This is a genomic window from Amycolatopsis sp. NPDC023774, assembly GCF_040639695.1.
Taxonomy (GTDB): Bacteria; Actinomycetota; Actinomycetes; order Mycobacteriales; family Pseudonocardiaceae; genus Amycolatopsis.
The window spans coordinates 17576-43577 of sequence record NZ_JBFAAJ010000001.1 but is presented as its reverse complement, the minus strand read 5'-3'; the positions used below and the strand labels follow the sequence as shown (position 1 = coordinate 43577).

The 26002-nt window shown below is 69.5% G+C and carries 28 protein-coding genes; 12 read left to right on the top strand and 16 right to left on the bottom strand.

Going from position 1 to position 26002, the window contains the following annotated elements:
• Positions 1 to 69 precede the first annotated feature (69 nt).
• From AB0F91_RS00240 to AB0F91_RS00230, 3 genes are read right to left on the bottom strand one after another with little or no spacing between them, the layout of a single operon-like run.
• Complete coding sequence (locus AB0F91_RS00240) at positions 70 to 1206, bottom strand: dipeptidase (RefSeq protein WP_360593431.1); 1137 nt, start codon at positions 1204 to 1206, stop codon at positions 70 to 72.
• 10 nt (positions 1207 to 1216) lie between these two features.
• Complete coding sequence (locus tag AB0F91_RS00235) at positions 1217 to 1822, bottom strand: alpha/beta hydrolase (protein ID WP_360593430.1); 606 nt, start codon at positions 1820 to 1822, stop codon at positions 1217 to 1219.
• Entirely contained in the window at positions 1819 to 2784 is a 966-nt protein-coding gene (locus AB0F91_RS00230; RefSeq protein WP_360593428.1) for a ring-cleaving dioxygenase, read from the bottom strand. The genes AB0F91_RS00235 and AB0F91_RS00230 overlap by 4 nt, the downstream gene beginning before the upstream one ends.
• A 94-nt stretch (positions 2785 to 2878) precedes the next feature.
• Here AB0F91_RS00230 and AB0F91_RS00225 point away from each other — a divergent pair, with 94 nt between their 5' ends.
• Both AB0F91_RS00225 and AB0F91_RS00220 read left to right on the top strand, forming a co-directional pair.
• Entirely contained in the window at positions 2879 to 3331 is a 453-nt protein-coding gene (locus AB0F91_RS00225) for a MarR family transcriptional regulator (protein WP_360593426.1), read from the top strand.
• 47 nt (positions 3332 to 3378) lie between these two features.
• Entirely contained in the window at positions 3379 to 3759 is a 381-nt protein-coding gene (locus tag AB0F91_RS00220) for a VOC family protein (RefSeq protein ID WP_360593425.1), read from the top strand.
• A 161-nt stretch (positions 3760 to 3920) separates the two neighbouring features.
• On the opposite strand, the gene AB0F91_RS00215 is transcribed toward AB0F91_RS00220, so the two are convergent.
• From AB0F91_RS00215 to AB0F91_RS00180, 8 genes are all read right to left on the bottom strand, one after another.
• Complete coding sequence (locus AB0F91_RS00215; protein WP_360593424.1) at positions 3921 to 4421, bottom strand: sigma-70 family RNA polymerase sigma factor; 501 nt, start codon at positions 4419 to 4421, stop codon at positions 3921 to 3923.
• A 122-nt stretch (positions 4422 to 4543) separates the two neighbouring features.
• Entirely contained in the window at positions 4544 to 5398 is an 855-nt protein-coding gene (locus AB0F91_RS00210) for an amidohydrolase family protein (protein WP_360593422.1), read from the bottom strand.
• 13 nt (positions 5399 to 5411) lie between these two features.
• The gene (locus AB0F91_RS00205) at positions 5412 to 6974 is read right to left on the bottom strand and encodes a benzoate-CoA ligase family protein (RefSeq protein ID WP_360593421.1); all 1563 of its coding nucleotides are present in this window, start codon (positions 6972 to 6974) and stop codon (positions 5412 to 5414) included.
• Between the two features lie 10 nt (positions 6975 to 6984).
• The gene (boxB, locus tag AB0F91_RS00200) at positions 6985 to 8406 is read right to left on the bottom strand and encodes a benzoyl-CoA 2,3-epoxidase subunit BoxB (protein ID WP_360593419.1); all 1422 of its coding nucleotides are present in this window, start codon (positions 8404 to 8406) and stop codon (positions 6985 to 6987) included.
• A gap of 5 nt (positions 8407 to 8411) precedes the next feature.
• Complete coding sequence (gene boxC, locus AB0F91_RS00195) at positions 8412 to 10067, bottom strand: 2,3-epoxybenzoyl-CoA dihydrolase (protein WP_360593418.1); 1656 nt, start codon at positions 10065 to 10067, stop codon at positions 8412 to 8414.
• 31 nt (positions 10068 to 10098) lie between these two features.
• Positions 10099 to 10527, bottom strand: coding sequence for a hypothetical protein (locus AB0F91_RS00190; RefSeq protein WP_360593417.1), 429 nt, complete (start codon positions 10525 to 10527; stop codon positions 10099 to 10101).
• 63 nt (positions 10528 to 10590) lie between these two features.
• Positions 10591 to 11493: a GNAT family N-acetyltransferase gene (locus AB0F91_RS00185; RefSeq protein WP_360593415.1), complete on the bottom strand. Its 903-nt coding sequence runs from the start codon at positions 11491 to 11493 to the stop codon at positions 10591 to 10593.
• 153 nt (positions 11494 to 11646) lie between these two features.
• A complete protein-coding gene (locus tag AB0F91_RS00180) occupies positions 11647 to 12102 on the bottom strand; it encodes a MarR family transcriptional regulator (RefSeq protein WP_360593414.1) in 456 nt (151 codons plus the stop codon).
• A 46-nt stretch (positions 12103 to 12148) separates the two neighbouring features.
• Here AB0F91_RS00180 and AB0F91_RS00175 point away from each other — a divergent pair, with 46 nt between their 5' ends.
• The 5 genes from AB0F91_RS00175 (at position 12149) to AB0F91_RS00155 (ending at position 15809) form a co-directional block, all read left to right on the top strand.
• Positions 12149 to 12613 carry a DUF1579 family protein gene (locus AB0F91_RS00175; protein ID WP_360593412.1) on the top strand — a complete coding sequence of 155 codons (465 nt, stop codon included), beginning with the start codon at positions 12149 to 12151 and terminating at the stop codon, positions 12611 to 12613.
• A gap of 110 nt (positions 12614 to 12723) precedes the next feature.
• Positions 12724 to 13584 carry an alpha/beta hydrolase gene (locus AB0F91_RS00170; protein ID WP_360593411.1) on the top strand — a complete coding sequence of 287 codons (861 nt, stop codon included), beginning with the start codon at positions 12724 to 12726 and terminating at the stop codon, positions 13582 to 13584.
• 648 nt (positions 13585 to 14232) lie between these two features.
• On the top strand, positions 14233 to 14736 hold the full coding sequence (locus tag AB0F91_RS00165) for a VOC family protein (protein WP_360593410.1): 504 nt from the start codon (positions 14233 to 14235) through the stop codon (positions 14734 to 14736).
• A gap of 37 nt (positions 14737 to 14773) precedes the next feature.
• The gene (locus tag AB0F91_RS00160; protein ID WP_360593409.1) at positions 14774 to 15175 is read left to right on the top strand and encodes a CoA-binding protein; all 402 of its coding nucleotides are present in this window, start codon (positions 14774 to 14776) and stop codon (positions 15173 to 15175) included.
• Positions 15176 to 15251: 76 nt separating this feature from the next.
• Complete coding sequence (locus AB0F91_RS00155; RefSeq protein ID WP_360593408.1) at positions 15252 to 15809, top strand: NUDIX hydrolase; 558 nt, start codon at positions 15252 to 15254, stop codon at positions 15807 to 15809.
• A 114-nt stretch (positions 15810 to 15923) separates the two neighbouring features.
• Here AB0F91_RS00155 and AB0F91_RS00150 read toward each other — a convergent pair whose 3' ends face one another.
• A complete protein-coding gene (locus AB0F91_RS00150) occupies positions 15924 to 16592 on the bottom strand; it encodes a response regulator transcription factor (protein ID WP_360593406.1) in 669 nt (222 codons plus the stop codon).
• A 2-nt stretch (positions 16593 to 16594) separates the two neighbouring features.
• Complete coding sequence (locus tag AB0F91_RS00145; protein WP_360593404.1) at positions 16595 to 17974, bottom strand: HAMP domain-containing sensor histidine kinase; 1380 nt, start codon at positions 17972 to 17974, stop codon at positions 16595 to 16597.
• A gap of 314 nt (positions 17975 to 18288) precedes the next feature.
• On the opposite strand from AB0F91_RS00145, the gene AB0F91_RS00140 reads away from it, so the two are divergent.
• From AB0F91_RS00140 to AB0F91_RS00130, 3 genes are all read left to right on the top strand, one after another.
• Entirely contained in the window at positions 18289 to 19062 is a 774-nt protein-coding gene (locus AB0F91_RS00140) for an IclR family transcriptional regulator (protein ID WP_360593403.1), read from the top strand.
• A 438-nt stretch (positions 19063 to 19500) separates the two neighbouring features.
• Positions 19501 to 21183, top strand: coding sequence for an L-lactate permease (locus tag AB0F91_RS00135; protein ID WP_360593402.1), 1683 nt, complete (start codon positions 19501 to 19503; stop codon positions 21181 to 21183).
• Positions 21184 to 21293: 110 nt separating this feature from the next.
• Positions 21294 to 22163, top strand: a complete 870-nt coding sequence (locus AB0F91_RS00130) for a nuclease (RefSeq protein WP_360593401.1) — start codon at positions 21294 to 21296, stop codon at positions 22161 to 22163.
• A 9-nt stretch (positions 22164 to 22172) separates the two neighbouring features.
• Here the strand turns inward: AB0F91_RS00130 and AB0F91_RS00125 are convergent, their stop codons facing one another.
• The 3 genes from AB0F91_RS00125 to AB0F91_RS00115 are packed head-to-tail and all read right to left on the bottom strand — an operon-like array spanning position 22173 to position 24256.
• Positions 22173 to 23423 (bottom strand): RNA polymerase sigma factor, encoded by a 1251-nt coding sequence (locus AB0F91_RS00125; RefSeq protein WP_360593400.1) that lies wholly within the window; start codon positions 23421 to 23423, stop codon positions 22173 to 22175.
• A gap of 54 nt (positions 23424 to 23477) precedes the next feature.
• Positions 23478 to 23828: a YciI family protein gene (locus AB0F91_RS00120; protein WP_360593399.1), complete on the bottom strand. Its 351-nt coding sequence runs from the start codon at positions 23826 to 23828 to the stop codon at positions 23478 to 23480.
• On the bottom strand, positions 23828 to 24256 hold the full coding sequence (locus tag AB0F91_RS00115) for a YciI family protein (RefSeq protein WP_360593397.1): 429 nt from the start codon (positions 24254 to 24256) through the stop codon (positions 23828 to 23830). The genes AB0F91_RS00120 and AB0F91_RS00115 overlap by 1 nt, the downstream gene beginning before the upstream one ends.
• A 133-nt stretch (positions 24257 to 24389) precedes the next feature.
• Between AB0F91_RS00115 and AB0F91_RS00110 the strand changes: the two genes are divergently transcribed.
• Positions 24390 to 25397 carry a small ribosomal subunit Rsm22 family protein gene (locus AB0F91_RS00110; RefSeq protein WP_360593396.1) on the top strand — a complete coding sequence of 336 codons (1008 nt, stop codon included), beginning with the start codon at positions 24390 to 24392 and terminating at the stop codon, positions 25395 to 25397.
• Between the two features lie 4 nt (positions 25398 to 25401).
• Positions 25402 to 25974 (top strand): dihydrofolate reductase family protein, encoded by a 573-nt coding sequence (locus AB0F91_RS00105; RefSeq protein WP_360593394.1) that lies wholly within the window; start codon positions 25402 to 25404, stop codon positions 25972 to 25974.
• The last annotated feature ends 28 nt before the right edge of the window (positions 25975 to 26002 follow it).

Genomic DNA, 26002 nt, shown 5'->3' with positions numbered 1-26002 from the left:
GTGCGACCCTAACGGGTGAGTACCGGTGTTTCAGCGCTTCCAGTCAGCGCTTCCAGTCAGCGCTTCAAGTCAGCGCTTCAGGTCCACGTCGCGCAGCACCCGCAACGAGTTGCGGCCGGCGAGCTTCGCGCAGTCCTCGTCGCTCCAGCCGCGTTCCATCAGGGCCGCGAACAGCACCGGGTACTTCGAGACGTCCTCCATCCCTTCCGGGAGCGTGCCGACGCCGTCGTAGTCGCCCCCGAGGCCGATGTGGTCGATGCCCGCGACCTCACGCGCGTGCTCGACGTGCGCCACGACGTCGGCGACGGTCGCCTGGGGCTTCGGCGGCCCGTCCCACGTCTCGGCGAAGCGTTTGCGCTGCCCGAGGTTGAGGAACTCCTGGCCGGCGGCGGCCATCGCGGCCTTGAGCTGCTCGTCCCACGCGGCGACGGCCGGGGAGATGAAGGCGGGCACGAAGGTGATCATGGCGACGCCGCCGTTGCCGGGCAGCTGCGCGAGGACGTCGTCGGGGATGTTGCGCGGGTGGTCGTTCACGGCGATGCAGGAGGAGTGGCTGAAGATCACCGGCGCGGTGCTGACCTCCAGCGCGGTGCGCATGGTGCTCGGCGCGACGTGCGAGAGGTCGACGAGCATGCCGATCTCGTTCATCGTCCGGACGACCTCGCGGCCGAAGTCGGTGAGCCCGTGGTGCGCCGGTTCGTCGGTGCCGGAGTCGGCCCACGGGGTGTTGAAGTTGTGCGTGAGCGTCATGTACCGCACACCGAGGCGGCGCAGGATCCGCAGCACTCCCAGGGATTCGTTGATGCTGTGGCCGCCTTCGGCGCCGAGCAGCGACGCGATCTTGCCGTCGGCGAACGCGGCTTCGGCTTCGTCGGCTGTCGTGACGAGCTCGAGCCGGTCGGGGTAGCGCTGCGCGAGCTGGTGCACGAGCTCGATCTGCTCAAGCACAGCGGTGACGGCGCTGTCGCCCGCGAGCTGGCACGGCACGTAGACCGACCAGAACTGCATGGTGAGCTTTCCGTCGGCCAGCTTGGGGAAATCGGTGTGCAGCGACGGCTGGCGCACGGTCAGGTCGAGCGCCGCGGCCGCGGCTGCGGGGTCGGGTCCACCCTGCAGCCGCAGCTCCCACGGCAGGTCGTTGTGACCGTCGGACAGGATCGTGGTGCTCAGCAGGTTCGTCGCACGTTCGAGTGCCCCAGGAGTCATGGGCTCGACCCTAGCGAGCGAGCCACTCCCGGGCCGCGCGGACGCCGTCGAGCGTGATCTGGTGCCCGCCGGGCTGGCGGTGCGTGGTCACTTCGGCGCCCCGCTCCTTGAGCAAGCGGATGTACTCCTCGGTGGAAGCCAAGGGCGCCATCGGGTCCTGCTCGCCGTTGGAGAGGAAAACGCGGGTGTCCGAAAGGTCGTGGCCGGGCGGTTGCGGGACCGGGGACATGCCGGAGAACAGCGCGGCTTCCTTGAGAACTTCCGGCCGCAGGAGCGTGACGGCGGCGGCGATATTGGCACCGTTGGAGAAGCCGACGGCGACGAAGCGCCGCTCTTCCAGGCCGTACTCGCTCTTGGCCGCCTCGATGAAGTCGGCGAGGTCGTTGGCGCGCTTGACGACGTCCTCGTAGTCGAAGACGCCCTCGGCGAGCCGGCGGAACCACCGTGCCGCACCGAACTCCGACACCGGACCGGCCGGGGCGAGCGTGGCCGAGCCGGGGCTCAGCTCACGGGCGAGGCCGAGCAGGTCGTCGGGGCTGCCGCCGGTGCCGTGCAGCAGGAGCAGCACGGGCAAGCCCGGCTCGCCTTCCACGTACTTGTGCTCGAACGTGTTCACTTCTGCTCCGGATTGTTCTCGCTCGGGAGGTTCAGCTTCGGCAGCATGTGCTCGATCTCGTCGCGGCGCGGTTCCAGCCACGGCGGGAGCTTCAGCGCGCGGCCGAGCTCGAGCAGCGGCTCGTCGTAGGTGAAGCCGGGCGCGTCGGTGGCCACTTCGAGCAGCGTGCCGCCGGGCTCGCGGAAGTAGATGGAGCGGAAGTACTGGCGGTCCAGAATGGACGTCACGTTGACACCCTTGTCCACGAGCTCCTCGCGCCAGGCCGCCTGCGTCGGCTCGTCGGGCGCGCGCCAGGCCACGTGGTGCACGGTTCCGGTGGCGACGAGACCGCGCGGGGTCTCCGGCGTCACGAGCACGTCGACGAGCGCGCCCGGGCCGCCTTCGCCCGCCTCGAAACGGAAGCGGTTGCCTTCCTGGCTGTGGAAGGAAAGGCCGAGACCGTCGGTGAACATGCCGGCCGTGGCGTCCTCTTGGGTTACCGAGAGCGTGACGGAGTGCAGGCCGCGGATGGCGTTCTCCGCCGGGACGAGCTTCGTGTCCCACGGGTCGCGCGGGTCGCCCTGCGGGTGCGCGACGAGGGCGAGCTGCAGGCCGTCGGGATCGCGGAAGGTCAGGGTTTCCTCGTTGTCGGCGTTGCGGATCTGGCTCGTCTCCACGCCGTGGGTCTTCAGGTGCTGCTGCCACCAGCCGAGCGAGGTCTCCGGCACGGAGAACGCCGTGGTCGTCGCCTGGCCGGTGCCCAAGCGGCCGGCGGGTGCGTCGGACCAGGGGAAGAAGGTGATCAGCGAGCCCGGTTTGCCGGACTGGTCACCGTAGTAGAGGTGGTAGGTGCCGGGGTCGTCGAAGTTGACGGTCGTCTTCACCAGCCGCAGCCCCAGGGCCCGGAGGTAGAAGTCGACGTTGCGCTGTGGATTGCCGCCGATGGCGGTGACGTGGTGCAACCCGCTCGTTTTGATGGACATCTGGTCTCCTCGGGTGCTGGTGTCTCAAACTAACCCCCAGAACCTCTCGCGCGCAAGATATATTCCGGTGAGACTGTGCGGTAGCGTGTGCACCGTGACACCTGATCCGCGCACGGACGACGACGAGATCGTGACCTGGTGGGGCCTCGTGATCGAGGGCTACCTCGCCACGCAGGACAAGCTGATGGGCGAGATCGCCGATCGGTTCGGCCTCGCGCCCGCGTCGTTCGACATCCTGATGAGACTCGTGCGCTCGCCCGACCACCGCATGCCGATGACCCGCCTGGCCACCGAAGCGGCGCTCTCCAGCGGCGGCTTCACCAAGGTGGCCGACCGGCTCGTCGCCGCGGACCTCATCTGCCGCATCCCCAGCCCGGACGACCGTCGCGTCACGTTCGCGTCCCTGACCGAGCACGGCCTGGACGTGGCGTTGAAGGCTCGCGCGGCAGGCGCCGAAATCCTGCGCCGCATCGTCCTGACCCCGCTGGGCGACGACGCGGCGGCGCTCGCCGCCGCGATGCGCACCCTGCGTTCGGCCAACGGCTGAAAAACGCGCCCTACCGACGTTTTGCCTGGTCGGCGCATGCTGCTGACATGCTTACCGACTCGACCATCACCACCATGCTCCCGGTGTCCGACGCCACCCGCGCCGCCCACTTCTACGCCGACTCCCTCGGCCTCGCCCCGGTGACCACCGGCGAGGACGGGACTCAGTACTTCGCCGCCGGCGCCGGCACCATCGGCCTGCGCGTGATGCCCGAGGGAGCGCAGAGCCCCAACACGGCGTTGAGCTTCGAGGTCGTCGACCTGCCGGCGGAGATGACTCTCCTGGAGCGGCGGGGGGTGCAGTTCCAGGACGTCGACGTGGAGGGACTGAAGACTGTCGACCACGTGGCGCAGCTGGGGCAGGAGAGGGCTGCGTGGTTCTCGGATTCGGAGGGGAACGTTTTGTGCCTGCATGAGATTTTGGATTGATCTCGGGCAGTTGAGCTGCGGTTTTGCCCGCATGGGCGGCCACGCACATCGGTCGCGCGCTGACCGGGCTTCCGCGGCCACGCGATCCCCGGGCCCCCGGTCGAAACGGCCCTCCGCCCTGGTAGGCGATCGCCCAGGCCGGCGTCTGCCGCATCCGCCGATCACGGATAGGTGTACCCCTGCGCGGTGAGCCGATACCTCAGCACCGCAAGACACCGGCTCCGCACCTTGCCCAGGCTGTTCGGCGAGATCCCCAGCTCAGCCGCCACCTCACGCACCGATAGCTCGGGCCGGTGCGCCAACAGCCAGACCAGCCGCCGGTGGCGGTCCGGCAGGCTGGCGACCGTGCGCCACAGGGCGGTGGCCACGTCGTTGTCCAGCGCGGCCGCTTCCGGAGACTCCGCGACGCCCGCCGGGTCAGCCGCGGCCTCGACCTCCGCGGACCGCACCCGTCGGCCGACCGAGCGGATGGCGTGCCGCCGGGCGACCGTGGTCAGCCAGGCGCCGAGGCGTGAGTGGTCGCGCACCGTGTGCGGCCGGCCGAGGAACTCGGCCCACGCCGTCTGGCACGCGTCCTCCGCGTCGGCCCGCAGCCCCGGATCGGCGGCGACCACTCGCACGACAAGCTCCGAAATCCGGCGCAACTCCCCGTCCTCGGCCATGCCCACGTCCTTTCGTCCGCAAACGCAGACGACGTGAGCACCCCCTCCGGCTCCCGATCACCGGAACGACCGCCGAATCGGGCGACTCCGCGTATCCGCAGGTCATCCCGGTGCACGCGGCGCTACTTCAACCCCGGCATCAGCTTCAGCGCGTTTCCCGCCAGCACGTCCCCCAACGTCTCCTGCGGCAGGCCCAGCCCGGCGATCGACCGGACGTTCACCGCGGTCCCCGGCACGCCCGGCCAATCCGTGCCGAAGATCCACTTGCGCGCCAGCCGCGGGAGGTCGAAGCGGGCATAGTAGTCCGGCAGTTTCTTGGGTGGCAGGCCGGCGAGGTCGAGCCAGACGTTGGGGCGCGACTGGGCCATGAAGGCCGCGGTGTCGTACCACCAGCCGCGGCCGCCGTGGGCAAAGACGAAGTTCACGGTCGGGAAGTCTTCGACCACATCGGACAGCAGGGCCGGGTCGCCGAAGCTCGCGCGGGAGCCCGGGAACACCGAGAGGCCCGAGTGCAGAACGACGGGCACGCCGAGGGAAGCGCACAGCTCGTAGACGGGATACAGCTCCTTGTCCGCAGGCGAAAAGCCGCCGTGGACGGGGTGCAGCTTCAAAGCGACCGCGCCCAGGTCCAGCTGGCGAGCCACTTCGTCGCGAAGCGGGTGGTGCAGGTGCGGGTTCACGTTGGCCACGAGCCGAAACCGCGAAGGGTTGTACGCGACCAGCGGCAGGTTGTCCTCGATCGGCTGGACGCCGGTGGCGCGTGGGCTGTACTCGCAGAACAGCAGCACGCGGTCGACGCCCTCGGACTCCATCAGCTCGTCCATCGCGGCGGGGATCACGGAGCCCTCGTCGTCGTAGACCATGCGCCACGGGTACGTGCCGGCGAAGTCGCGGGCCCAGTCCATCCAGGCCGGTTTGAGCGTGGGCAGCCGGGGGGTGTGGACGTGGGCGTCGACCACGAAGCGACCGTCGATCATGCCGGCCAGTCGATCACGGTTTCGCGGGAACCACGAGCAGCGACTCGCGCACCTGGGCGCGGATCACATTGCGGCGGATCTTGCCCGTCGCCGTCTTCGGCAGCTCCGGCAGCTCCACGACACCGCGCGGACGCTTGAACGCCGCCAGACCCGCGCGGCAGAACTCGATCAGCTCGTCCGGGTCCACGGCGAAGCCGGGCGCCGCGACGACGCACGCCACCGGCTTGTCGAGGCCGTCCGCGTCCGGCGCGGCCACCACCGCCACCTCGGCAACGGACGGGTGCTGCAGCAACCGTTCCTCCACTTCGGACGGTGACACCCAGATCCCGCCCGCCTTCAGCATGTCCCCGAAGCGGCCCAGGCAAGTCAGGGTGCCGTCCTCGTTGCGGACGTAACTGTCGCCCGTGCGCAGCCATTCGCCCTGGAACACGAGCTTGGTGGTCTCGTACCGCGCCCAGTAGCCCATCGCCGTCGACGGGCCCGACACGAACAGCTCACCCGGCTGCCCGGCGCCCTCGATCAGCGCACCGTTCTCGTCGCGGATCTGCACGGCGTACCCCGGCACGGCGGTGCCCGTGCTGCCCGGCCGGATCGCGCCCGGGCGGTTGGACAGGAAGATGTGCAACGCTTCCGTGGAGCCGATCCCGTCGAGGATCTCGACGCCGAAGCGGTCGCGGAACCTCGTGAAAATGGCGGCGGGCAACGGTTCCCCCGCCGACACCGCGTACCGCACCGAGGCGAACGAGTCGTCCGGTACGTCGCTGGCCAGCACGCCGGCGAAGAACGTGGGCACGCCGAAGAACAACGTCGGCTTGTCGGCGCGAGCGCGGGCGGCGAACAAAGCCGGCGTCGGCCGCGCCGGCTCCAGCAACGTCGTGCCGCCGGCGGCGAGCGGGAAGAACGCGGAGTTTCCCAAACCGTAGGCGAAAAACAGCTTCGGCACGGACAGAAACCGGTCACCCGAGGTCGTCGCCAAGATTGTGCGCGCGTACGTCTCGCACACCGCGCGGATGCTCGCGTGCCGGTGCATCGCGCCCTTGGGCCGGCCCGTCGTGCCCGATGTGTACAGCCACAGCGCGGGCGAATCCTCCCACGTGCGAGCGGGTTCCAGGCCCAGATCGTCCACAGTGGTCATCTCGGCCCACGCGTGCGTGGCTACACCCGAGGGGAACTCCGCCGCCTCCGCGCGGTCCAGCACCACGTCGGTGACCTCCGGCGCGGCCGCCAGCGCACCGACGGCCTGCGCTGCGAACTCCCCGGACACGCACAGCACACGCGCGCGCGAGTCGGCCAGCACCTTGCCCAGCTCGAGGCCGGTGACCATCGTGGACACCGGCACCGCGACGGCGCCGGCCAGCATCGTGCCGAGGATGCCCGTGAGCAGCTCGACGTCGTCGACCATGCAGAACATCACGCGCTCTTCCGGGCGCACGCCCAGGGAACGCAGGCCCGCCGCGACCCGGTGGGCCTCGTCGGTCAGCTCGGCGTAGCTCAGGGTTCGCCGCGCGGAGACGACAGCGGGTGCGTCGGGACGCCCCTGGCCCAGCAGGTATTCGGCGGCGTTGAACCCGCTCATGGGGCCCCCTCTAAGTGAGGTGCACGTACTCGTAGTCGAACGGTTTGCCGTTGATGCCCTGCCTCGGCGGCGCGACCCAGCTGGCGATCTTCCCTCGCTCGTACACCGGGTGCATGAGCGAGCGGACGAACGTCAGGTCCTCGGTCGTCGGCAGCCACCGGTGCCGGCTGGCCTCCCACGTTGCCTCGTCGACGATGTTGCCGTCGGGAGTGATGTGGTGGCCGGAGTTTATGCCGACCTCACGGTTGAAACCAGGGTGCGGAAGCTTGAAGCGGAAGTCGATGTCCGCGTCCGCGAGGATCTTGTTCCAGCGGTTCACGCCGGTCTGGCAATCGGCCGTGTACTCGCCGCGCAGGTCGAGGTTCAGCAGCAGGATGGCCTGCAGCTCGTCGGAGGTCCACGTGCCGTCGCCGTTGGGGCGCTCGAGGTCGCGGCTGTCGTCGGTGAGCTTGTGGTCGTCCTTGCGGCGCGTCTCCTGCCAGCGGCCCTTGAGTCCGGCGGTGTAGTAGTTCGCGGCGTTCGTGGAGGTCTCGCTGCCGAACAGGTCGAGCGACACCGTGTAGTGGAAGTTCAGGTACCGCTGGATGATGTCGAGCGGGATGCCGCCGTGCGAGGCGATGTCGAGCGTGTCGTGCTCGCGGATGAGGTCGGCCGAGCGCTGCACCACGCGGTCGACACCCGTGGTGCCGACGAACATGTGGTGCGCCTCTTCCTTCAGCATGAACTCGCACGTGCGCGACAGCGGGTCGAAGGAGGATTCCTTCAGCGTCCCGAGCTGGTACTTCCCGTCGCGGTCGGTGAAGTAGGTGAACATGAAGAAGGCCAGCCAGTCGGCCGTTTCCTCGTTGAACGCGCCGAGGATGCGCGGCGCATCGGGGCTGCCGGAGTTGCGCAGCAGCAAGCCTTCCGCCTCGTCACGGCCTTCGCGGCCGAAGTACGCGTGCAGCAGGTAGACCATCGCCCACAGGTGGCGGCCCTCTTCGACGTTGACCTGGAAGAGGTTCCGCAGGTCGTAGAGGCTCGGCGCGGTGAGGCCCAGCAGCCGCTGCTGCTCGACCGACGCCGGCTCCGTGTCGCCCTGGATCACGATGAGGCGCTGCAGGTCGGCGCGGTACTCACCGGGTACCTGCTGCCACACCGGTTCCCCGGCGTGCTCGCCGAAGGCGATGCGCCGGTCGGGATCGCGCTCGGCCAGGAAGATGCCCCAGCGGTAGTCGGGCACGTTCACGTGGTCGAAGTGCGCCCAGCCCTCGCGCCCGACGCTCACGGCCGTGCGCAGGTAGACGCCGTGCGTCTGCAGGGTGGGGCCCATCTCGCCCCACCAGTTCATGAACTTCGGCTGCCAGCCTTCCAGCGCCCGCTGCAACCTCCGGTCGTCGGCGAGGTTGACGTTGTTCGGAATCTTGGCGTCGTAGTCGATCCGCTCGGGCATCTCGGTCAGACCCGCTTCCTGTCGAAGATCGCCTTCTGACCCGTACCGTAGCGGCGCAGCGCGCCTTCGGGGCCAGAAGCGTTAGGTCGGGTGAAGATCCAGTTCTGCCACGCGGTGAGGCGGCCGAAGATCTTCGTTTCGATCGTTTCCGGGCCGACGAACCGGTGGTTCGCCTCCATCCCGGTGAGCGCGTCGGGGCTCAGCGAGGCGCGGCCCTCCAGCGCGATCCGGATCTCGTCCTCCCAGTCGAGGTCGTCCGGCGCGTCGGTGACCAGACCCAGCTCAACGGCCTCGGCCGGCGTCAGCGCGTGGTCGCGTTCGCGGACGAGCCAGGAGAGGTGGTCTTCGTCGCCGTAGAACCGCGACTGCAGGCGGGTGAGGCCGTTGCCCATGGGAAACGGGCCGAAGTTGGCTTCCGACAAGGTGATCGACGCGCGTTCTTCGGAATCTTCGTCGTCGATCGGCGGACCGTCCAGGATGTACTGGCGGTCGGCCGCGAGCGCGAGCTCCAGCAGCACGCCGGCGAAGCAGCTGCCCGGCTCGATGAGCGCGACGAGCGTGCGGCTGGTGACGTCGAGGCGCTTCAGCGTGCGCTTGTAGTAGTGCAGGATTTCGTTGCCGAGCCAGTCTTTCGCGCCGAGCACCTGCTGCTCGTGGGCGAGGACCTTCGCCGGGTCGCCCTCGGTGCGCAGGACCCAGGTGCCGAGCTCGGTTTCGTTGGCGCGCAAGCGGAGGATCGCGTCGTCGAGTTCGCGGGTGAGGCGCAGCAGCCAGCCGTCGGCGCCCTCCGCGTGCAGGTCACCGGGTTCGCCCTCGGGGCCGTGGACGGTGATCGTCGCGAGCGAAGCGGGGCGGTCGTAGGTGATGTCGACAAAGCGGTACTTGATGCCGTCATCGGTGACTTCGGGATTCAGCGGCGTGAGCTGCACACCCTGGTCGCCGGGCAACCGCTCGGACTCGGCGGCCAGCTCCCGCGCCCGCGCCAGCACGGACTCGCGGAACCCCACGCGGGGCACGAGCTCGTCGACCAGCCGCCAGTCGACGGCTGTCTTGCCCTTCACGCCGTCCGAGCGTGTGGCGAACACGTCGGCGAGGTCGCGGCGCACGCGGCGCTTGTCGACCACGCGCGTGAGGCCGCCGGTGCCGGGCAGCACGCCGAGCAGCGGTACCTCGGGCAGCGCGACCGTCGACGAGTTGTCGTCCACGAGCAGGATCTTCTCGCACGCGAGCGCGATCTCGTAGCCACCGCCCGCGCAACTCCCGTTGACAGCCGCGACGTACCGCTGACCGGAGAACTCGGTGGCGTCCTCGATGCCGTTGCGGGTTTCGTTGGTGAACTTGCAGAAGTTCACCTTCCACTCGTGCGGCGACGACGCGAGCATCCGGATGTTGGCGCCCGCGCAGAACACCTTCTCCTTGGCGCTCGTGACGATCACGGCCTTGACGCCGGGGTGCTCGAACCGCAGGCGTTGCGTGGCGTCGTAGAACTCGATGTCCACGCCGAGGTCGTAGGAATTCAGCTTCAGCTCGTAGCCCGGCACGAGGCCGCCCTGCTCGTCGACGTCCATCTCGAGCCAGGCGACCTCGCCGTCGACGTCGAGCTTCCAGTGCCGGTAGGTGTCCGGGTGGCGCTCGAACGTCACAGTCGTGGTGGTGGTCACTCCCCGATTGTCTACATATTACTGACTAGCGTCAATGTTGTGTAGACGCTTGATCTCGGATACTCACCCGGTTGAGCTGCGCCGCCGCCCACGACACGAAGAGCCACAACGCTATCGCGGCCGCCGCGTCGGTGAAGATCGTCGCGAACCAGAACGCCGGGATCCGCGGCACGCCCACCAAGAAGTGACCCGCGCCGGCCAGGCCGCCCAGCGAGCAGATCAGCAGGAATCCCAGCGCCCGCCAGTACCGCCCGCGGACGTAGCAGCGGTAGCCGGTCAAGCCGAACCCCGTGAACAGCACCCACCCGAACGCGACCACGATCTGCGCCGCGAGCACGGGGATGCCCGGGATCTGCGGGTAGTCCTGCGCGCGGATCACATTGTGCGCGTAGTGGAACGTGGTCGTGAGCAGCGTGAACGCCAGGATCACGCGGAGTGCGGTGAGGCCGTTGCCCGGCATTGTCGTTCACTCCTCTGCGATTTGATAGATCGCTCTAGCGAGAGGGTAGCGCCTGCTCGCCGGTCACACCAGGTCGATGCGGTGGTAGCGCACCGGGTAGCCGGCTTTCCCGAAAGCCGCCGCCATGGGTCCGTTCGTGACATCCGTGGCGGCGACGATCTTTTCCGCGCCGTGCCCGACGAGCTCGTGCGTGGCCTCGACGAGCAGGTCGTAGGCGTACCCGTGCCCACGGTGCTCCGGCACGACGCCGACGTACGCGACGATCGGCACGGTCGGGTTGCGCGCGGGGATGGTAAGGCCGACGAGGTCGCCTTCTCGCGTGTACGCGAGCCGCCACCAGTCGCGCGGGCTGGGGAGCCGGCGGAGGAGGTCGAGGTCTTCTTGTGCCGCCGCGTCGAGGCCGTGCTCGGCGATGGTTCGGCGAACGTGTGCGTCGAGGCTGCCTTGGTGGACGCGCCGGAAGACCTCGAGGACCTTGTCGTCTTGCGGTTCCGCGCGGAACTCGAGGCGGCCGGGTTGCCGTGGCACGCCGTCGGCGGGCGTCCAGGTGTAGCGGTAGCGCTCGACGAGCACCTCCATCCCGGCGGCGGTGGCGGCTCGGACGCGGCTTTCGACCTCGGGTTTCACGGCCGGGTCCGCGCGCCAGCCGGGCGGCGTCGCGAGGGAGTACTCGGTGCGGAACGGCGCTTGGCGGAGGACTTCCACGCCGGCCTCGAAGTCGGTGAAGTCGAACCAGTCGAGAGCAAGAGGCGCTTCGTCTTTTTCGCCGGCCCACCAGGCGGCGCGTGCCACAGGTTTACCGTTTCGGATGGCGACCGAGGTCCACTCGGGACGGTACTCGCCGCGCCGGGCCATCTTTTCGTAGTCGCGCCCGAGCAGGGCGCTGCCCACGCTCCGGGTTGCTGGGAGGTGGGTGAAGAGATGCTCTTCGCCCGCGGCAAGCGGACGCACGACCAGGTCGGTCATGTTTTTCCTTCCGGGAGTTGCGCGCTCCCGTCAGACCCTCGGCACCCTCAGCCGGAGGTGGGAACGCGTGATCGAGTAGCCGAACATGGCGTCCACCTCCTGTTCTGCGATGAGGGTGCTGGGCGGTACTCAACCTGGCTGGGGTGGCGGTGGTCAACTGGTTTTCGGCGGCTCTGCCAGGCGAGCCCGCAGGGCCGCCAACGTGCGAAGCGTCACCTCGACGTCCTCGGGTGACAACGCCGAAGCCACCTCATCCGCCCACTGAGCCTGGCGGACGCCGAGGTCGTGCAGGGCCGACTGGGCCGTGGTGGTCAACTGCAGAAGCGGCGCACGGGCATCGGCGGGATTCGGCGCACGGGTGAGCATTCCGCTGCGCAACAACCGGTTCACGGTTTCCTGCACGCTCTGGCGACGCAGGCCGCGGCGGCGGGCGAGGTCGGCGGCCGTTGCGGGGCCGTCTTCGAGGAAGCCGAGGACCAGCCACTGGGCCGCGGTGAGGCCGGCCGGCGAGGTGAGGGCGTCGCCCGTCGCCAGGAGGGTGCCGTTGGTGAGGACGACGTCGTTGACGAGCTGGGTGAGCTGCTCGGCGCGGGTCGTGCGGCGGGTCATGGTGCTAGCGTGCCATATTGACAGGCGCCTGTCGAAAGGAGAAGCCGTGGAGCTGCCGGAAATTGGAAGAGCGCACGAAGACCTCAAGGCCCTCGTCGGGGACTGGGCCGGCGTCGAGGAGCTCGCGGCCGCGCCGTGGGCGCCCGCGTCGACCGCGAAAGCGACCGCCAGCTACCGGGTCGCGCTGGAGGGGTTCGCGGTGGTGCAGGAATACGTCCAGACGCGGGAGGACGGCAGCACCTTCCTGGGCCACAACGTCTTCACCGTCGACCCGGCCACGCAGGAGACACTCTGGTACGGCTTCGACAGCTACGGCTTCCCGCCCGGCGAACCCGGCCGCGGTGGCTGGCGCGAGGGGACCCTGCACCTCGAAAAGCGCACCCCGCGTGGCATCGCGTGGCACCGGCTGACCCCGAGCACCGACGTCCTCACCCACGAGATCGACGTGAAGATGGGCGACGCCACGGAGTTCAGCCCGTTCCTGCGCGCCTGCTACATGCGCGCGCAGTAACTGCTGTGGCTTACCCAGCCGACCGCAGTCACGGCGGAAATGGTTGCCAGGCGCGGTAACGTCCGGTCGGGCGCCCGCCTGCTTCTGATCGGATTGGTAAGAAGGAGGGCATGACCGAGTCGACCACCCAGGCCAACGGCATCACCCTCTGCCACGAGGAGTTCGGCGCCGCGACGGCCCCGCCGCTGGTGCTGATCATGGGCCTTGCCGCGCCGATGACCTGGTGGGACGACGATTTCTGCGAGCAGCTCGCCGCCCGCGGCTTCCGCGTGATCCGCTTCGACAACCGCGACGCCGGCCGCTCGCAGCGCATGTCCGGCCGCGCCGACGTCGTGCGCGCCTACCTGCTGCGCGCGGCGCCGTACTCGGTGTCCGACATGGCCGACGACACCGCCGGCCTGCTCGACGCCCTCGGCATCGAGCGTGCCCACGTCGTCGGCGCGTCGATGGGCGGCATGATCGCGCAGACGCTCGCGATTCGGCACCCGGGCCGCGTCAGGTCGCTGACCTCGATCATGTCCACCACCGGCAACCGCCTGATCGGCCACCCGAGCCCGCGCGCGGCCGCGTCGATGCTCGCGCCGCAGCCCCGCAGCCGCGACGAGTACGTCGAGCTGCTGGTCAAGACGTTCCGCCTCATCGGCTCCCCCGGCTACCCCTTCGACGAGAAGCGCCTGCGCGAACGCGCCGAACGCACCTTCGACCGCGGCGTCAACCCGGGCGGCGCCGCGCGTCAGCTCGCCGCGATCCTCTCGACCCGCGACCGCACCGCCGCCCTGCGCCGCCTCACCCTGCCTTCGCTGGTGGTCCATGGCGCGCGCGACCCGCTCGTCCACGTCTCCGGCGGCCGCGCCACGGCCCGCGCCCTGCGCGCCGACCTCGACGTCGTCCCGGGCATGGGCCACGACCTTCCGGAACCCGTCTGGCCGCGCGTCCTCGACGGCATCGAGCGGGTGGCCGCAAGGGCCTAGCTGTGCCACCAACCCACCGTCCACGCTTGCCCCTGCGACGTCATGAAGGACGCCCGGTCGGACAGTATCCAGGCCACCACCTCGGCGATCTCCTGACTGCGCGATGGACTCGAAAGCACCGTCCACACCGGCGTTGTTGAAGGCGCCGTCGAGCCGGCCGTGTACCGCGACCGCGGCCTCCACTGTCGACTCGACGTCGACGGAGCCGGACGGCCGTGACCGCATCATCGTCGAGCAACGCAATGCCGCCACACACGCGTGCAACGGCTTCAAGCGCGGTCACGTCGGGGCCCACCGCACCCTGACCCAGCCGGAAGACCAGCACCGGCCGCGCCCACATCCCGGCGGTGACGGGAGCCGTCAGCATCGCGTTGGTGATCACGCGTCGTGGCGGCGAGCGCCTCGTTCAGCCGCAAGTCCACGTCGCGCAAGGCCGGCGGGCGGGGGCCGAGCAGGATGCGCGGGCCAGGCCCGTCGACGCCTTCCCGCAGGTGCTCCACGCCGGGCAACTCCCCCGGACCGGCCGGGCGCGCGACAACTGCCTTCGTTCCACAGGCACGTGCAATCTCTTGCGAAGAAACTTCTTGCGCGCGAGAGATCGTAGGAGTACCTTTTGAAGCATCAGCCCCAGAGAGGACGTGACCTGAGATGGCACCCACCGAGACCGAAGTCGCGAAGCTCACCGAAGCCCGTGACCAGCTGCGGGACAAACATCTGCACCCGGCCGCCGTCCGGCCCACGACCGCGGGCCGCGGCATCCACCACACCGCGCTGCTCTCCAGCGATGTCGAGCGGACGATCACCTTCTACCAGGACGTGCTCGGCTTCCCGCTCACCGAACTGATCGAGAACCGCGACTACCCGGGCTCCAGCCACTTCTTCTTCGACGTCGGCAACGGCAACGCGGTCGCCTTTTTCGACCTGCCGGGCCTCGACCTCGGCCCCTACGCGGAGGTCCTCGGCGGCCTGCACCACCTCGCGCTTTCGCTGACGCCTGAGAACTGGGCCGGCGCGCGCGAGCGCCTCGACAAGGCGGGTGTGCAGTACCTGGAGGAGAGCGGCACGTCCATCTACTTCACCGACCCCGACGGCGCGCGGATCGAGCTCATCGCCGACGACCTCGGTGAGATGTACGGCTCGAAGATCGGCTGACGAGGAATCGTCGTCTTTCCGGCGGCGTTAAGCCGACATGCAACCTGAAGAAATCCTCGCGAACGCCACGACGATCGCGGTGGTCGGCCTGAGCCGCGACCCGGCGAAGGCCGCGCACGGGGTGCCGGCCGCGCTGCAGGCCCACGGTTTCCGCATCATCCCCGTGCACCCGTCGGCCACGGAGCTGCTCGGCGAGAAGGTCTACCGGTCCCTCAAGGACATTCCGGAGCCGGTGGACCTCGTCGACGTCTTCCGCCCGGCCGCCGAGGCCCCGGGCATCGCGGCCGACGCCGTCGCCATCGGCGCGAAGGCGCTGTGGTTACAGCAGGGCATCGTCTCCGCCGAGGCGAAGCGCATCGCGGAAGAGGGCGGGCTCGAGTACGTGGAGAACCGCTGCACGGCGGTGGTCCGCGCGGTCGCCGCGATCTCGAAGAACTGATCGCGGCCCGCTTAGGGCATCATCAACGCGTAGCAGCGTCCGCCGGCCGAGGCGCGCTCCTGGCCGGCGAGGCACCGTGACCGACGATTTGCCCCAGCACTGCGGCGACCGGGTGGCTTTCGCCGCCGACCTGCGCACCGACGGCGAACCGGAAGCCGAATTCAACCCCGGCATCGCCGGGCGGCTGCCCCGCAAGAACGTCGCCGCCGGCGCGCTCGTGCGCGACGGCGAGGGCCGGGTGCTGTTCGTCGACCCGACCTACAAGCCGTTCCTGGAGATCCCCGGGGGCATGGTCGAGGACGACGAGTCCCCACTGGCGGCCTGCCAGCGCGAGGTCCGGGAAGAACTCGGCCTCGAGCTCACGCTGGGGCGGCTGCTGCTCGTCGACTGGATGCCGACCCACGGCGTCTGGCGCGACAGTCTGCAGCTGGTCTTCGACGGTGGCACCCTCAGCCGCGCGCAGATCCAAGCGATCGAGCCGGCCGGCGAGGAGCTCGGCGGGTTCGAGTTCCTGGATCTGGACGCGGCCATGCCGCGGCTGCGGCCGTCCAAGGCCAGGCGCGTGGCGCTGGCGCACCGAGCCCTGCTCGCCGGCGAGACTTTCTACGGAGAGTTCGGCCGCCCAGTGCCGTAGAGCCGGGTTCCGTTCGGCATCGACTGCGGTGCCCGTCGGCACCGACGGGCACCGCATCCCCTGGCACGGTCGCATCAGGAAACCCGGGGCAGCGGATGTTCCGGAAAGGTTCGTTCAGGTGACGAGCCGGTAGCCGACCCCGCGCACGGTCTCGATGGTGTGCGTGCCGAACGGGGCGTCGATCTTGCGCCGGAGGTAGCCGACGTAGACCTCGACCACGTTCTCATCGCCCTCGTAGTGCGCGTCCCACACGTGGCCGAGGATCTCGTTCTTCGACAGCGCCGCGCCCTGGCGGCGGAGCAGGAAATCGAGCAGGCCGAACTCGCGGGTGGTCAGCACGATCCGCCGCTCTCCCCTGTGGACGGTGCGCGCGGCTGGATCGAGTTTGAGGTCGCCGGCCGCGAGCACGGCCGGTCGCGCGGGGGCGCCTCTCCTGAGCAGGGCCCGGAGACGGGCGACGAGTACAACGAAGGAGAAGGGCTTGGACAGGTAGTCGTCGGCACCCAGGTCGAAGGCGTCGGCCTCGTCGTACTCGCCGTCCTTGGCGGTGAGCATGAGGATGGGCGTCCAGTTCTCCTTGGTCCGTAGGCGTTTGAGGACCTCGTAGCCGGAAAGCTCGGGAAGCATGATGTCGAGCACGACGGTGTCGTAGTCGTGCTCGGCGGCCGACCACAGGCCGTCGGGTCCGGTGTGGACGACGTCGACGGTGAAGCCCTCCGCGACAAGTCCCCGGCGCAGGGTTTCGGCGAGCTCGCGCTCGTCCTCGACGATCAGCAGCCGCACGGTCAGTCCTCCTCGATGCGGGGCAGTTCGATCCGGAAGTGGGCACCCGGGTAGCTGGGGTCCGTGGCGTCCACATAGGACGCATGCCCGCTGTGGCGCGCGGCGATGCCCGCGACGATCGGGAGGCCGAGGCCGGTGCCGCCGTGGCCGCGCTGGCGCGAGGCGTCGAGCCGGACGAACCGTTCGAAGACGCGCTCACGGTCTTCCAGGGCGACGCCGGGACCGTCGTCGCTGACCTCCACCACGGCGGTGTTTTCGTGGATCCAGCTCGCGATGCGGACGCGTTCGCGGGCGTGACCGCGAGCGTTGTCGACGAGGTTGCGCACGGCCCGTCTCAGCTGTGCCTCGCTGCCGCGGACCTTGGCGGGGCCGGCGCGGACCTCGATCTCGACGGGACCTTCGGCGCGAATGCGGTGGGCCTCGGCGCGGACGATGTCGTCGAGGTCCACTTCGGTCGTGGCGGGGCGGTCGGTGGTGTCGTCGGTGCGGGCGAGCATGAGGAGGTCGTCGACGAGCTCGCGCAGGCGCGCGGTTTCCCGGGTGATCACGGGGACGAGCTCGCCGGTAGTCTCGGGGTGGCGACCGGCGACGTCGAGTGCGGTGCTGATCGTCGAAAGTGGACTGCGGAGCTCGTGGCTGGCGTCGGCGATGAACCTACGTTGCGCGGCTTGGGCGGAGTGGAGCCGGGTGAGCATCTCGTTGAGCGTCACGGCGAGGCGGTGGACCTCGTCGTTGCCCGGCGGCAACGGCACGCTCGCGGCGAGCTCTCTTGTGGACACTGCGGCGACCGTGCGGCGCATGCGTTCCACCGGCCGCAGGGCCGCGCCGACGGACCGGTAGACCGCGAATCCGGCGATGGCCAGGAGTGGCAGGGAAATCAGGGCCAGCAAGAGGGTGAGCCGGGTCGACGCTTCGGTGACCGGCTCCAGCGATCGTGCCGAGACGACGGTGTAGGGCCCGCCCGGCCCCCTGACGCCCTGGGAAACGACGCGGTAGTCGGCGCCGTCGCCGTTCAGGTCCAGCGGCAGGGTCTCGACGGTTTCCCGGCCGGGCGCGGGCCGGTTCGCGGTGAGGGGCGGGTGGCCGGTGATGGCGGGGTCGTCGGCGATGGGGACGCCGACCTTGTCGAGCACCTGCGTGACGGCCTCGGTGTCGCCGGTACTGGCGACATCGCTCGCGGAGAGGTCGCGCGCGCCTTCGCGGACGAGCTGGATGGCGACCTGACGGCCGGTGCTGCGCGCGCTCTCCGTCACGCTTCGGTCGAGCGACTGTTCGAGCAGCACGACAACGACCACACACGCCACCGCGATGGCCAGCGCCAGCACCACCACCGCGACGGCCGTGGTCCGCATCCGGACGCCGATCACCGCTCGCACATTCACCTAAGCAGGGTAACGATTTCCGGATCGGAGGCGGTGTTCGCGTCGACGCGGCTCGCTCACCCGTCGTCTGTCCTGTTCGGACTGTTCAACGTGGCGGTGCCGTGGTTTTGCCGAGCAGGCGTTTGTTGTTGCGAAGAATGCTTTATTAGACTTCCTAACGATCAGAGGTTGAACCATTCAGGGGCAACCTTGACTTGCCCCAATACGAAAGTAGGTCAAGATCTTCCGTCCATACATCGGAGGTGTTAGCGTCCAACCCCGCTTAGCGGAAACACGTGCCGATGAGCGGGAATTCGGGCGAAGGGGCGAACGACGTGACCGAACGAGGACTGGACCAGAGCGGCACGCTGGAGCGAGGGCTCGCGGTGCTGGAGCACGTGGGGCAGCACCAGGAGATTTCCACCAACGCGATCGCGAGGCAACTGGGGCTCTCGCGCAGCGCGGCGTACCGCATCGTCGGCACCCTCAAGCGGCTCGAATACCTCGAAGCGGACACCGTGACCGGCCGCGTGCGCCTCGGCACGCGCCTGGTCGAGCTCGGCGCCCGCGCGATGGCCGCGACCGACCTGCACCGCTGTGCGCCGCGCTACCTGGCATCCCTGGCCGAACGCTCGGGCGAGACGACGTACCTCGCCGTGCCCGACAACGACACCATGGTCTACGTCGCCACCGAGCGCAGCGCCAGTGCCGTCACGCTCGCCTGCCGCCTCGGCACGCGCCGCCCCCAGCACGCGACGTCGCTGGGCAAAGCGTGGCTCGCGGCGTTGCCGGAGATCGACCGGGTGGAGCGCGTGCGCCGCATGAAGCTCGACAGCCTCACGCTCAAGACGATCATCGACCCCGGCCGGCTCCTCGACGACCTCGCCCGAACGAGCCGCCGCGGGTGGGCCGTCGACGACGTCGAGAACGAGCCCGACGTGGGCTGCGTCGCCGCCGCCGTCCGCGACCACTCGGGGCGGCCCATCGCGGCGATCAGCGTGGCCGGTCCGGCGCCACGGGTGCTGCGCCGAGTGGAGGAACTGGGGGCGACCGTGGTGGGGACTGCTGCGGCGCTTTCGCTTCGGTTGGGCTACGTCCGGAGCCGGTAGGCCACCGGCTCCGGCTCTGGCTTCGGCCGACCCCACTGGCACACCCCGGCTCACCGAGCCGGGCATTCGACAGCCGCACCCCAGGTCTCGGCTCACCCAAAGCCGGCCGACCAGACCCACCCCGACGCGGCTGCCACCGCAGCCGAACGACACCCGTCTGGCCGCCACCGCAGCCGGCGAGCCCACCACCCCCCGGCGCCCAGCCCACCGACCTCCGGTCCGGCGCGGCGACAGCCGTCAAAACCCGGCACACCCCTCCGCCGGAAACCCGCACCCGATCCACCCTCCGAAGGCTCGGCACCAGCCGCAGCCGAGAACACCCGCCGCCAGCGTAGGCCGGCTCGGCGTCCGCCGTGGCCGGTAGGAAACCAAAACCCCTGGGTCTCCCGGAACCGCCGCCGTCGGGAGGGCCGGACGGATCAGCGAAGGGGCTGACACGTGACCTGGATCCAGGATTACCAACCGGCAGGCGGGCTGTGGGTGTCCGCGCTGCTCGCCGCGCTGCCGATCATCGTGTTGCTGGTGGCGTTGGGCGTCGTGAAGCTGTCGGCGCACCTGTCGGCGGCGCTGGCGCTCCTCACTGCGCTCGGGGTTGCGCTGCTGCTCTACCGGATGCCGGCCGGGCTCGCGCTCGACTCGGCCGTGATGGGCGTGGTCTTCGGCGTGTGGTCGGTGGCGTGGATCGCGTTCCACGCCGTGTACTTCCACAACGTCACGGTGGCCACGGGCCGCTTCGACAGCATCAAGCGTGTGCTCGCCGGGTTCAGTGAGGATCGGCGGCTGCAGGCGTTGCTGATCGCGTTCAGCTTCGGGGCGTTGCTGGAGGGCGTCGCCGGTGGCGGGTCACCGATCGCGATCACGGCGGCGATGATGGCGGCGCTCGGGTTCCCGCCGGTGAAGGCTGTGGTGCTGGCGCTGCTGGCGAACACCGCGCCGGTGGCCTTCGGCGGACTCGGCAACCCGTTGATCGTGCTCGGCCGCCTCACCGGGCCGATCATGCACCTCAAGCCGGAGGAGGCGACGGCCGCGTTCTCGTCGATGGTGGGGCGGCAGGTGCCGTTCCTGGCGGTGATCATCCCGGCGTTCCTCATCGTCGTGCTGGCGGGCTGGAAGAAGATGGTGGAGGTCTGGCCCGCCGTTGTCACGGCCGGGCTGGCGTTCGCGCTCATGCAGTTCGCGGCGTCGAACTACATCAGCGCGAGCCTCGTCGACGTGCTCGCCGCCCTGGCCGCGATGGCCGCGTTGTACGTGCTCACACGGTTCTGGCAGCCGAAGACCCTGTGGCGCTTCGCGGGCGAGGAACCGGTCAAGTCGGCGAGCCTGGGCGCGGCGAAGTCCGAACGCGGTGCGCTCTACGCGTGGACGCCGTACGTCATCCTGATCTTGGCGATCTTCCTGTCGCGCATCGGCACGATCTTCGCGCACCTGCCCGTGTGGGTGGACCTCACGAAGCTGCTGCACAAGGCCGACTGGGTGTTCGCCTGGCCGGGGCTGCACAACCACGTCATCCAGCACGCGCCGATCACGCCGAAGGACACGCCGTACGCGGCGACGTTCACCGTCGACTTCCTGTTCTCCCCCGGCACCATAGCGCTCATCGCCACGGTGATCGCCGGCTTCACGATGGGCGCGCGGCCGAAGCAATTGGTGCGGACATACCGCACCACGTTGCACCAGATGCGCTGGGCGCTCGCGACGATCTTCATGATCCTGGCCATCGCGTTCGTGATGAACTACTCCGGTGCCACGCAGACGCTGGGCCTCGCGCTGGCCACGACCGGTGTGCTGTTCCCGATGTTCTCCGCCTACATCGGCTGGCTCGGCGTGTTCCTGACCGGCTCCGACGCGTCGACCAACAGCCTTTTCGGGCCCATGCAAGTGATCTCCGCGCAGCAGCTGCACCTCGACCCCGTGCTGGCGGGCGCCACGAACACGTCCGGCGGCGTGATGGGCAAGATGATCTCGCCGCAGAACCTGTCGATCGGCGCGACGGCGATCGGACAGAGCGGCAAGGAAGGATCACTGCTGCGCCAGACGTTCCTGTGGTCGCTCGCCCTCACCGCCGTGGTCGGCGTGATCTCGCTGCTGCAGGCGACCGTGCTCGGTTTCATGATCCCCTGACACGGTTTCGGCGTTTCCCGGCAACCAGTCACCGTCCACTGTGGGCGGTTACTGGGCTGTCCGGATGAAAATCGGACCCACCCGGCTCCGCGCGACCTACCGTGGTGCACATGCCACTGACGCTGATCAAAGGCACGTTCCAGCTCCTAGGTGCCGCACCGGACGGTGACTCCGTGCGGTTCTACCCCGACGACCCGTCCGCCACGAAGAAGGCCGGCCTGCGCGTCCGCCTCAACTCCCGCGGCGGCATGCAGCTGCGCCTCGACGCCATCGACGCGCTGGAGACCCACTACCGCCCACGCGGGGGCGAAATGTTGCACCAGCCCGCGTCCCTCGGCGCCGCCGCGGCCGACCGGCTCGTGTCACTGCTGGGTTTCACGTCCGTCACCAGGGGCGAAGACGGCATCGTCACGGCGGCGAAGCCGGAGAAAGTCGCGGGGCACATCCTCACCCGCTTCGCCGACAAGTACGGCCGCGCGGTCGCGTTCGCCTTCCCGGGCCAGCGCCCCGGCCGTTCGGTGGATGGCAGCGAGGTTTTCCTCGACGCGAAGACGGTGAAGAATTCCGTAAATTTCCAGCTGGTTTCCGAAGGTCTCACCTATCCGACGTTCTATTCGCTGCTGTATGTGGATCTGCGCCAGGCGCTTGCGGACGCCGCGTCGTCGGCCCGCTCGTCGGGCAGCGGGGTGTGGGCTTCGGATGTGACCACTTCGGGATTCCGGCTCCGGTCTCGGGCCCAGTTGCAGGATGAGCTCGTGCTGCTGCCCAAGCTCTTCCGCCGCCTGGCGGATTACCTCGCCCTGGACGAGACGGGCGGCGTCTCGCTGGCCGGCTTCGCCCACTTCCTCGACACGCGCGACGACCGGTTGTTCACCGTCCCGGATGGACAGTCGACGGAACTCGCCACGCTGGTGGAGGTGAAGCGTCAGACGGTGAAGCTCGCTGTGCCGCCGGAGCGGATCGTGTTCGTGGAGGCGTGAGAGCGCAGATCAACAAGCCGCCGCGCGATCCAGCAGCAGTGTGCGCTCCCGGGCATTGCCCGTCATGTCCGCCGCGCGTTCGAACTCCGCCTTCGCTTCGGCCAATCGGCCCAGCTTGACCAGAAAATCGCCCCGGACACTCGGCAGGAGGTGGTAGTTCTTCAACGCCGGCTCGTCCTTCAGCTTGTCCACGAGCTCAAGACCGGCCTCGGGCCCCTCGGCCATCGACACCGCCACCGCCCGGTTCAGCTCGATCACCGGCGAAGGCGTCAGCTGCGCAAGCCCGGCATACAACGCCGCGATCCGCGCCCAGTCCGTCTCCTCCGGCACCCGCGCCCGGGCGTGACACGCGGCGATCGCCGCCTGCGCCGAATAGGGCCCGTAGGCCCCCTCGGCCAGTTGCTCCGAACGAGCCAACGCCGCGAGCCCACGACGGATCAGCAACTGGTCCCAACGACCCCGATCCTGCTCCATCAACAACACCGGCTCCCCGGACGGCCCGGTCCGTGCGGCCGAACGTGAGGCTTGGATCTCCAGCAGCGCCGCCAACCCGTGGACCTCGGGCTCCGTTGGCATGAGCCCCGTGAGCACGCGGGCCAGCCGGAGGGCGTCTTCGCACAGGGCGGGGCGCAGCCAGTCGTCACCGTGGGTGGCGGAGTAGCCCTCGTTGAAGATCAGGTAGATCACTTCGAGCACGGACGACAGGCGGGCCATACGCTCTTCGCCCACGGGGACCTCGAAGGGCACCTTCGCGTCGGCCAGCGACTTCTTCGCGCGCACGATCCGTTGCGCCACAGTGGATTCCTTGACGAGGAACGCGCGAGCGATCTCGTCGGTGGTGAGGCCGCCGAGCATGCGCAGCGTGAGGGCGACGCGCGCCGGCGTGGGCAGCACCGGGTGACAGGCGGTGAAGACCAGCCGGAGGATGTCGTCCTCGATGTGTTCCTCGTCGAGGACCGCGTCGAACTCGTCGAGGTCCGGCTCGAAGACCTGCTGCTCGCGGCCGAGCTCGTCGAGCTTGCGGCCGAACGTCTCGTTGCGGCGGAACTGGTCGATGGCGCGGCGTTTGGCCGTGGTCATCAGCCACGCACCGGGGTTGCGCGGCACACCGGTCTCCGGCCACTGCTCCAGCGCGGCGACCAGCGCGTCCTGCGCGAGCTCCTCCGCGAGCCCGACGTCGCGCACCATCCGCGCGAGGCCCGCGATCACCCGCGCCGACTCGATCCGCCAGACCGCCTCCACGGCACCGTGCGTCTCCACGGGCCCATCAGACAGGCTCGCCCGCCCGAGAGCAAGCCTCGGGCGGGCGCGGCGTCACGGAACGAGTGGCCTGATCTCGACGACCCCCGCCTGCAGGTCGGGGTTGGGCGCGCGCTTGAGCAGCTCGACGATCTCCGCCACCGACTCCCCGCGCAGGATCCACAGCCCGGCCACGAGCTCCTTCGTCTCCGCGAACGGCCCGTCGACCACCTGCGGCTGCGGCTCGCCGTCGAAGTAGACCAACCGCGCGCCCTTCGAGCTGGGCGCGAGGCCCTCGGCCTGCACGAGGTGCCCCGACGCCGCCAGCTGGTCGTTGAACTTCCCCATCTGCTCCCTCAGCTCAGCGCTCGGCATGACCCCGGCCTCGGAGTCGGCGTTGGCCTTGACCATGACGAGGAAGCGCATCAGGCGTTCTTCGCCGCTTCCGCGCGCAGCTTCTCCTCGGCCTCGCGCAGCTCCGGCGTCAGGTTGTCGCCGAAGTCCTCGGCCTCGGCGATGCGCCGGATCTCGATCTCGTGGTGCGCGCCGTCCGTGTTGGGCACGCGCTTCACCCACTCGATGGCCTCTTCCTTCGACTTCACCTGCAGGATCCAGAAACCGGCCACGAGCTCCTTGCTCTCGGCGAACGGGCCGTCGATCACGGTCGGCTCGGCGTTGCCCGCGAAACGCACGCGCGCACCGTCGGCGCTCGACGTGAGGCCTTCACCGGCGAGCATCACTCCCGCCCGCACGAGCTCCTCGTTGAACTTCCCCATCTCGGCGAGCATCTCGGTGGTCGGCAGCTGGTTGGCCTCGGACTCTTCACTCGCCTTCATGATCACCATGAACCGCATCGGGAGATCCTCTCTCTGTGGTTTTGCCGTCACGCTTACGTCGAACGGGCGGCCACTGGATCGACAAGGCCCCCGAACTTTTTTCCCCGGCCGAAACTAGCAGGTCAGGCACCTGCGTGGGGACAAATCGGGCGTGGGAGAATTCTCCGTCGTGGCGCACCTCCCCGACGACCTGCGAACCGCGCTCGACCACGAGCTCGGCCGCTTCCCCGAATCCCGCCTCGCCCAGGCGGTCGACAAGCTCAGCTCGCGCTACCGCTCCGGCGAAGTCGCGACGTCGCCGATCCTCACCTCGGAGCTCGACGTCGCCGCCTACGCGGGCTACCGCATGCCGGCGACGTACGCGGCCGTCAGCTCCGTGCTCGCCGAAGTGGCCGCGGCCGCCCCAGAGTTCGTGCCGCGCACGCAGCTCGACATCGGCGGCGGCACGGGCGCGGCGGTCTGGGCCGCGGCCCGTGCGTGGCCGACGCTGGAGAAGTGCACGGTCGTCGAGCAGGTCGCCGGCGCGCTCACCCTGGGCCGCAAGCTCGCGGCGAGCGCCGAAGACGCGGCGGTCCGCGGGGCGACGTGGCAGCGCGGGCTGATCGATCCGTCGTCGCCGCTGCCGGCGGCCGACCTGGTGACGCTGTCGTACGTTCTGGGTGAGCTGCCGGAACGCACGCGCGACGAAGTGGTGCGCTGGCTCGCCGCGTCGGGTGGTGCGGTGGCGCTGATCGAGCCCGGCACGCCCGCCGGGTTCGCCCGCATCCGTGCGGCGCGCGACGTGCTGCGCGGCCTCGGCCACACGGTGCTCGCGCCGTGCCCGCACGACGGCGAGTGCCCCATCAAGCCCGGTGAGGACTGGTGCCACTTCGCCGCGCGCTTGCCGCGAAGTGGCGTGCACCGGCGCATCAAGGCGGGCACGCTGGGGTTCGAGGACGAGAAGTTCTCCTACGTCGTCGCGGCTCCCCCGGGCGTCACGGCCGACCGCGCCGACGCGCGGATCCTGCGGCACCCGCGCAAGCACAAGGGTTTCGTGCAGCTCGACCTGTGTACGGTGGATGGCCTCGCTTCCGGCGTCACCGTGTCCAAACGTCACGGACCCCGCTACCGCGCCGCGCGCGACGCGGAATGGGGCGATGCCTGGACCACGAAGGGGTAGTCCGATGGGGAAGGTCGTCGCGGAGATCAGCATGTCGCTCGACGGGGTCGTCGCCGGCCCGGGCACGGACACCGACAACCGCCTCGGCCGCGACGGCGAGCTGCTGCACGCGTGGATGGCCCACGGCAACGAGACCGACCAAGACGTGATGGCCGGGTTTTTCACTGGCACCGGCGCGTTCGTGCTCGGGCGCACCACGTTCGACATGGGCATCGACGTCTGGGGCCCCGATGGCGCCTTCGAGCGGCCGGCGTTCGTCCTCACCCACCGCGCGGCCGAACCGCTGGAGCGCGGCAAGACCACGTTCACCTTCGTCACCGACGGCCCGGAAAGCGCGCTGGCTCAAGCACGAGAGGCCGCGGGCGAACGCGATGTCGTGATCATGAGCGGCTCGGCGATCAGCCAGTACCTGCGCCTCGGTCTCGTCGACGAGCTGCGCCTGCATCTCGTGCCCCTGCTGTTCGGGGAGGGTGTGCGGTTGTTCGACGACCTCGCCGACCACCGCGTGACGCTGGAGCGCACCGATGTCGTCACCACCCCGATGATGACGCACCTGACCTACCGCGTCACTTCCTGAGAACGGGACGGCGTAGCTGTCGGGCAAA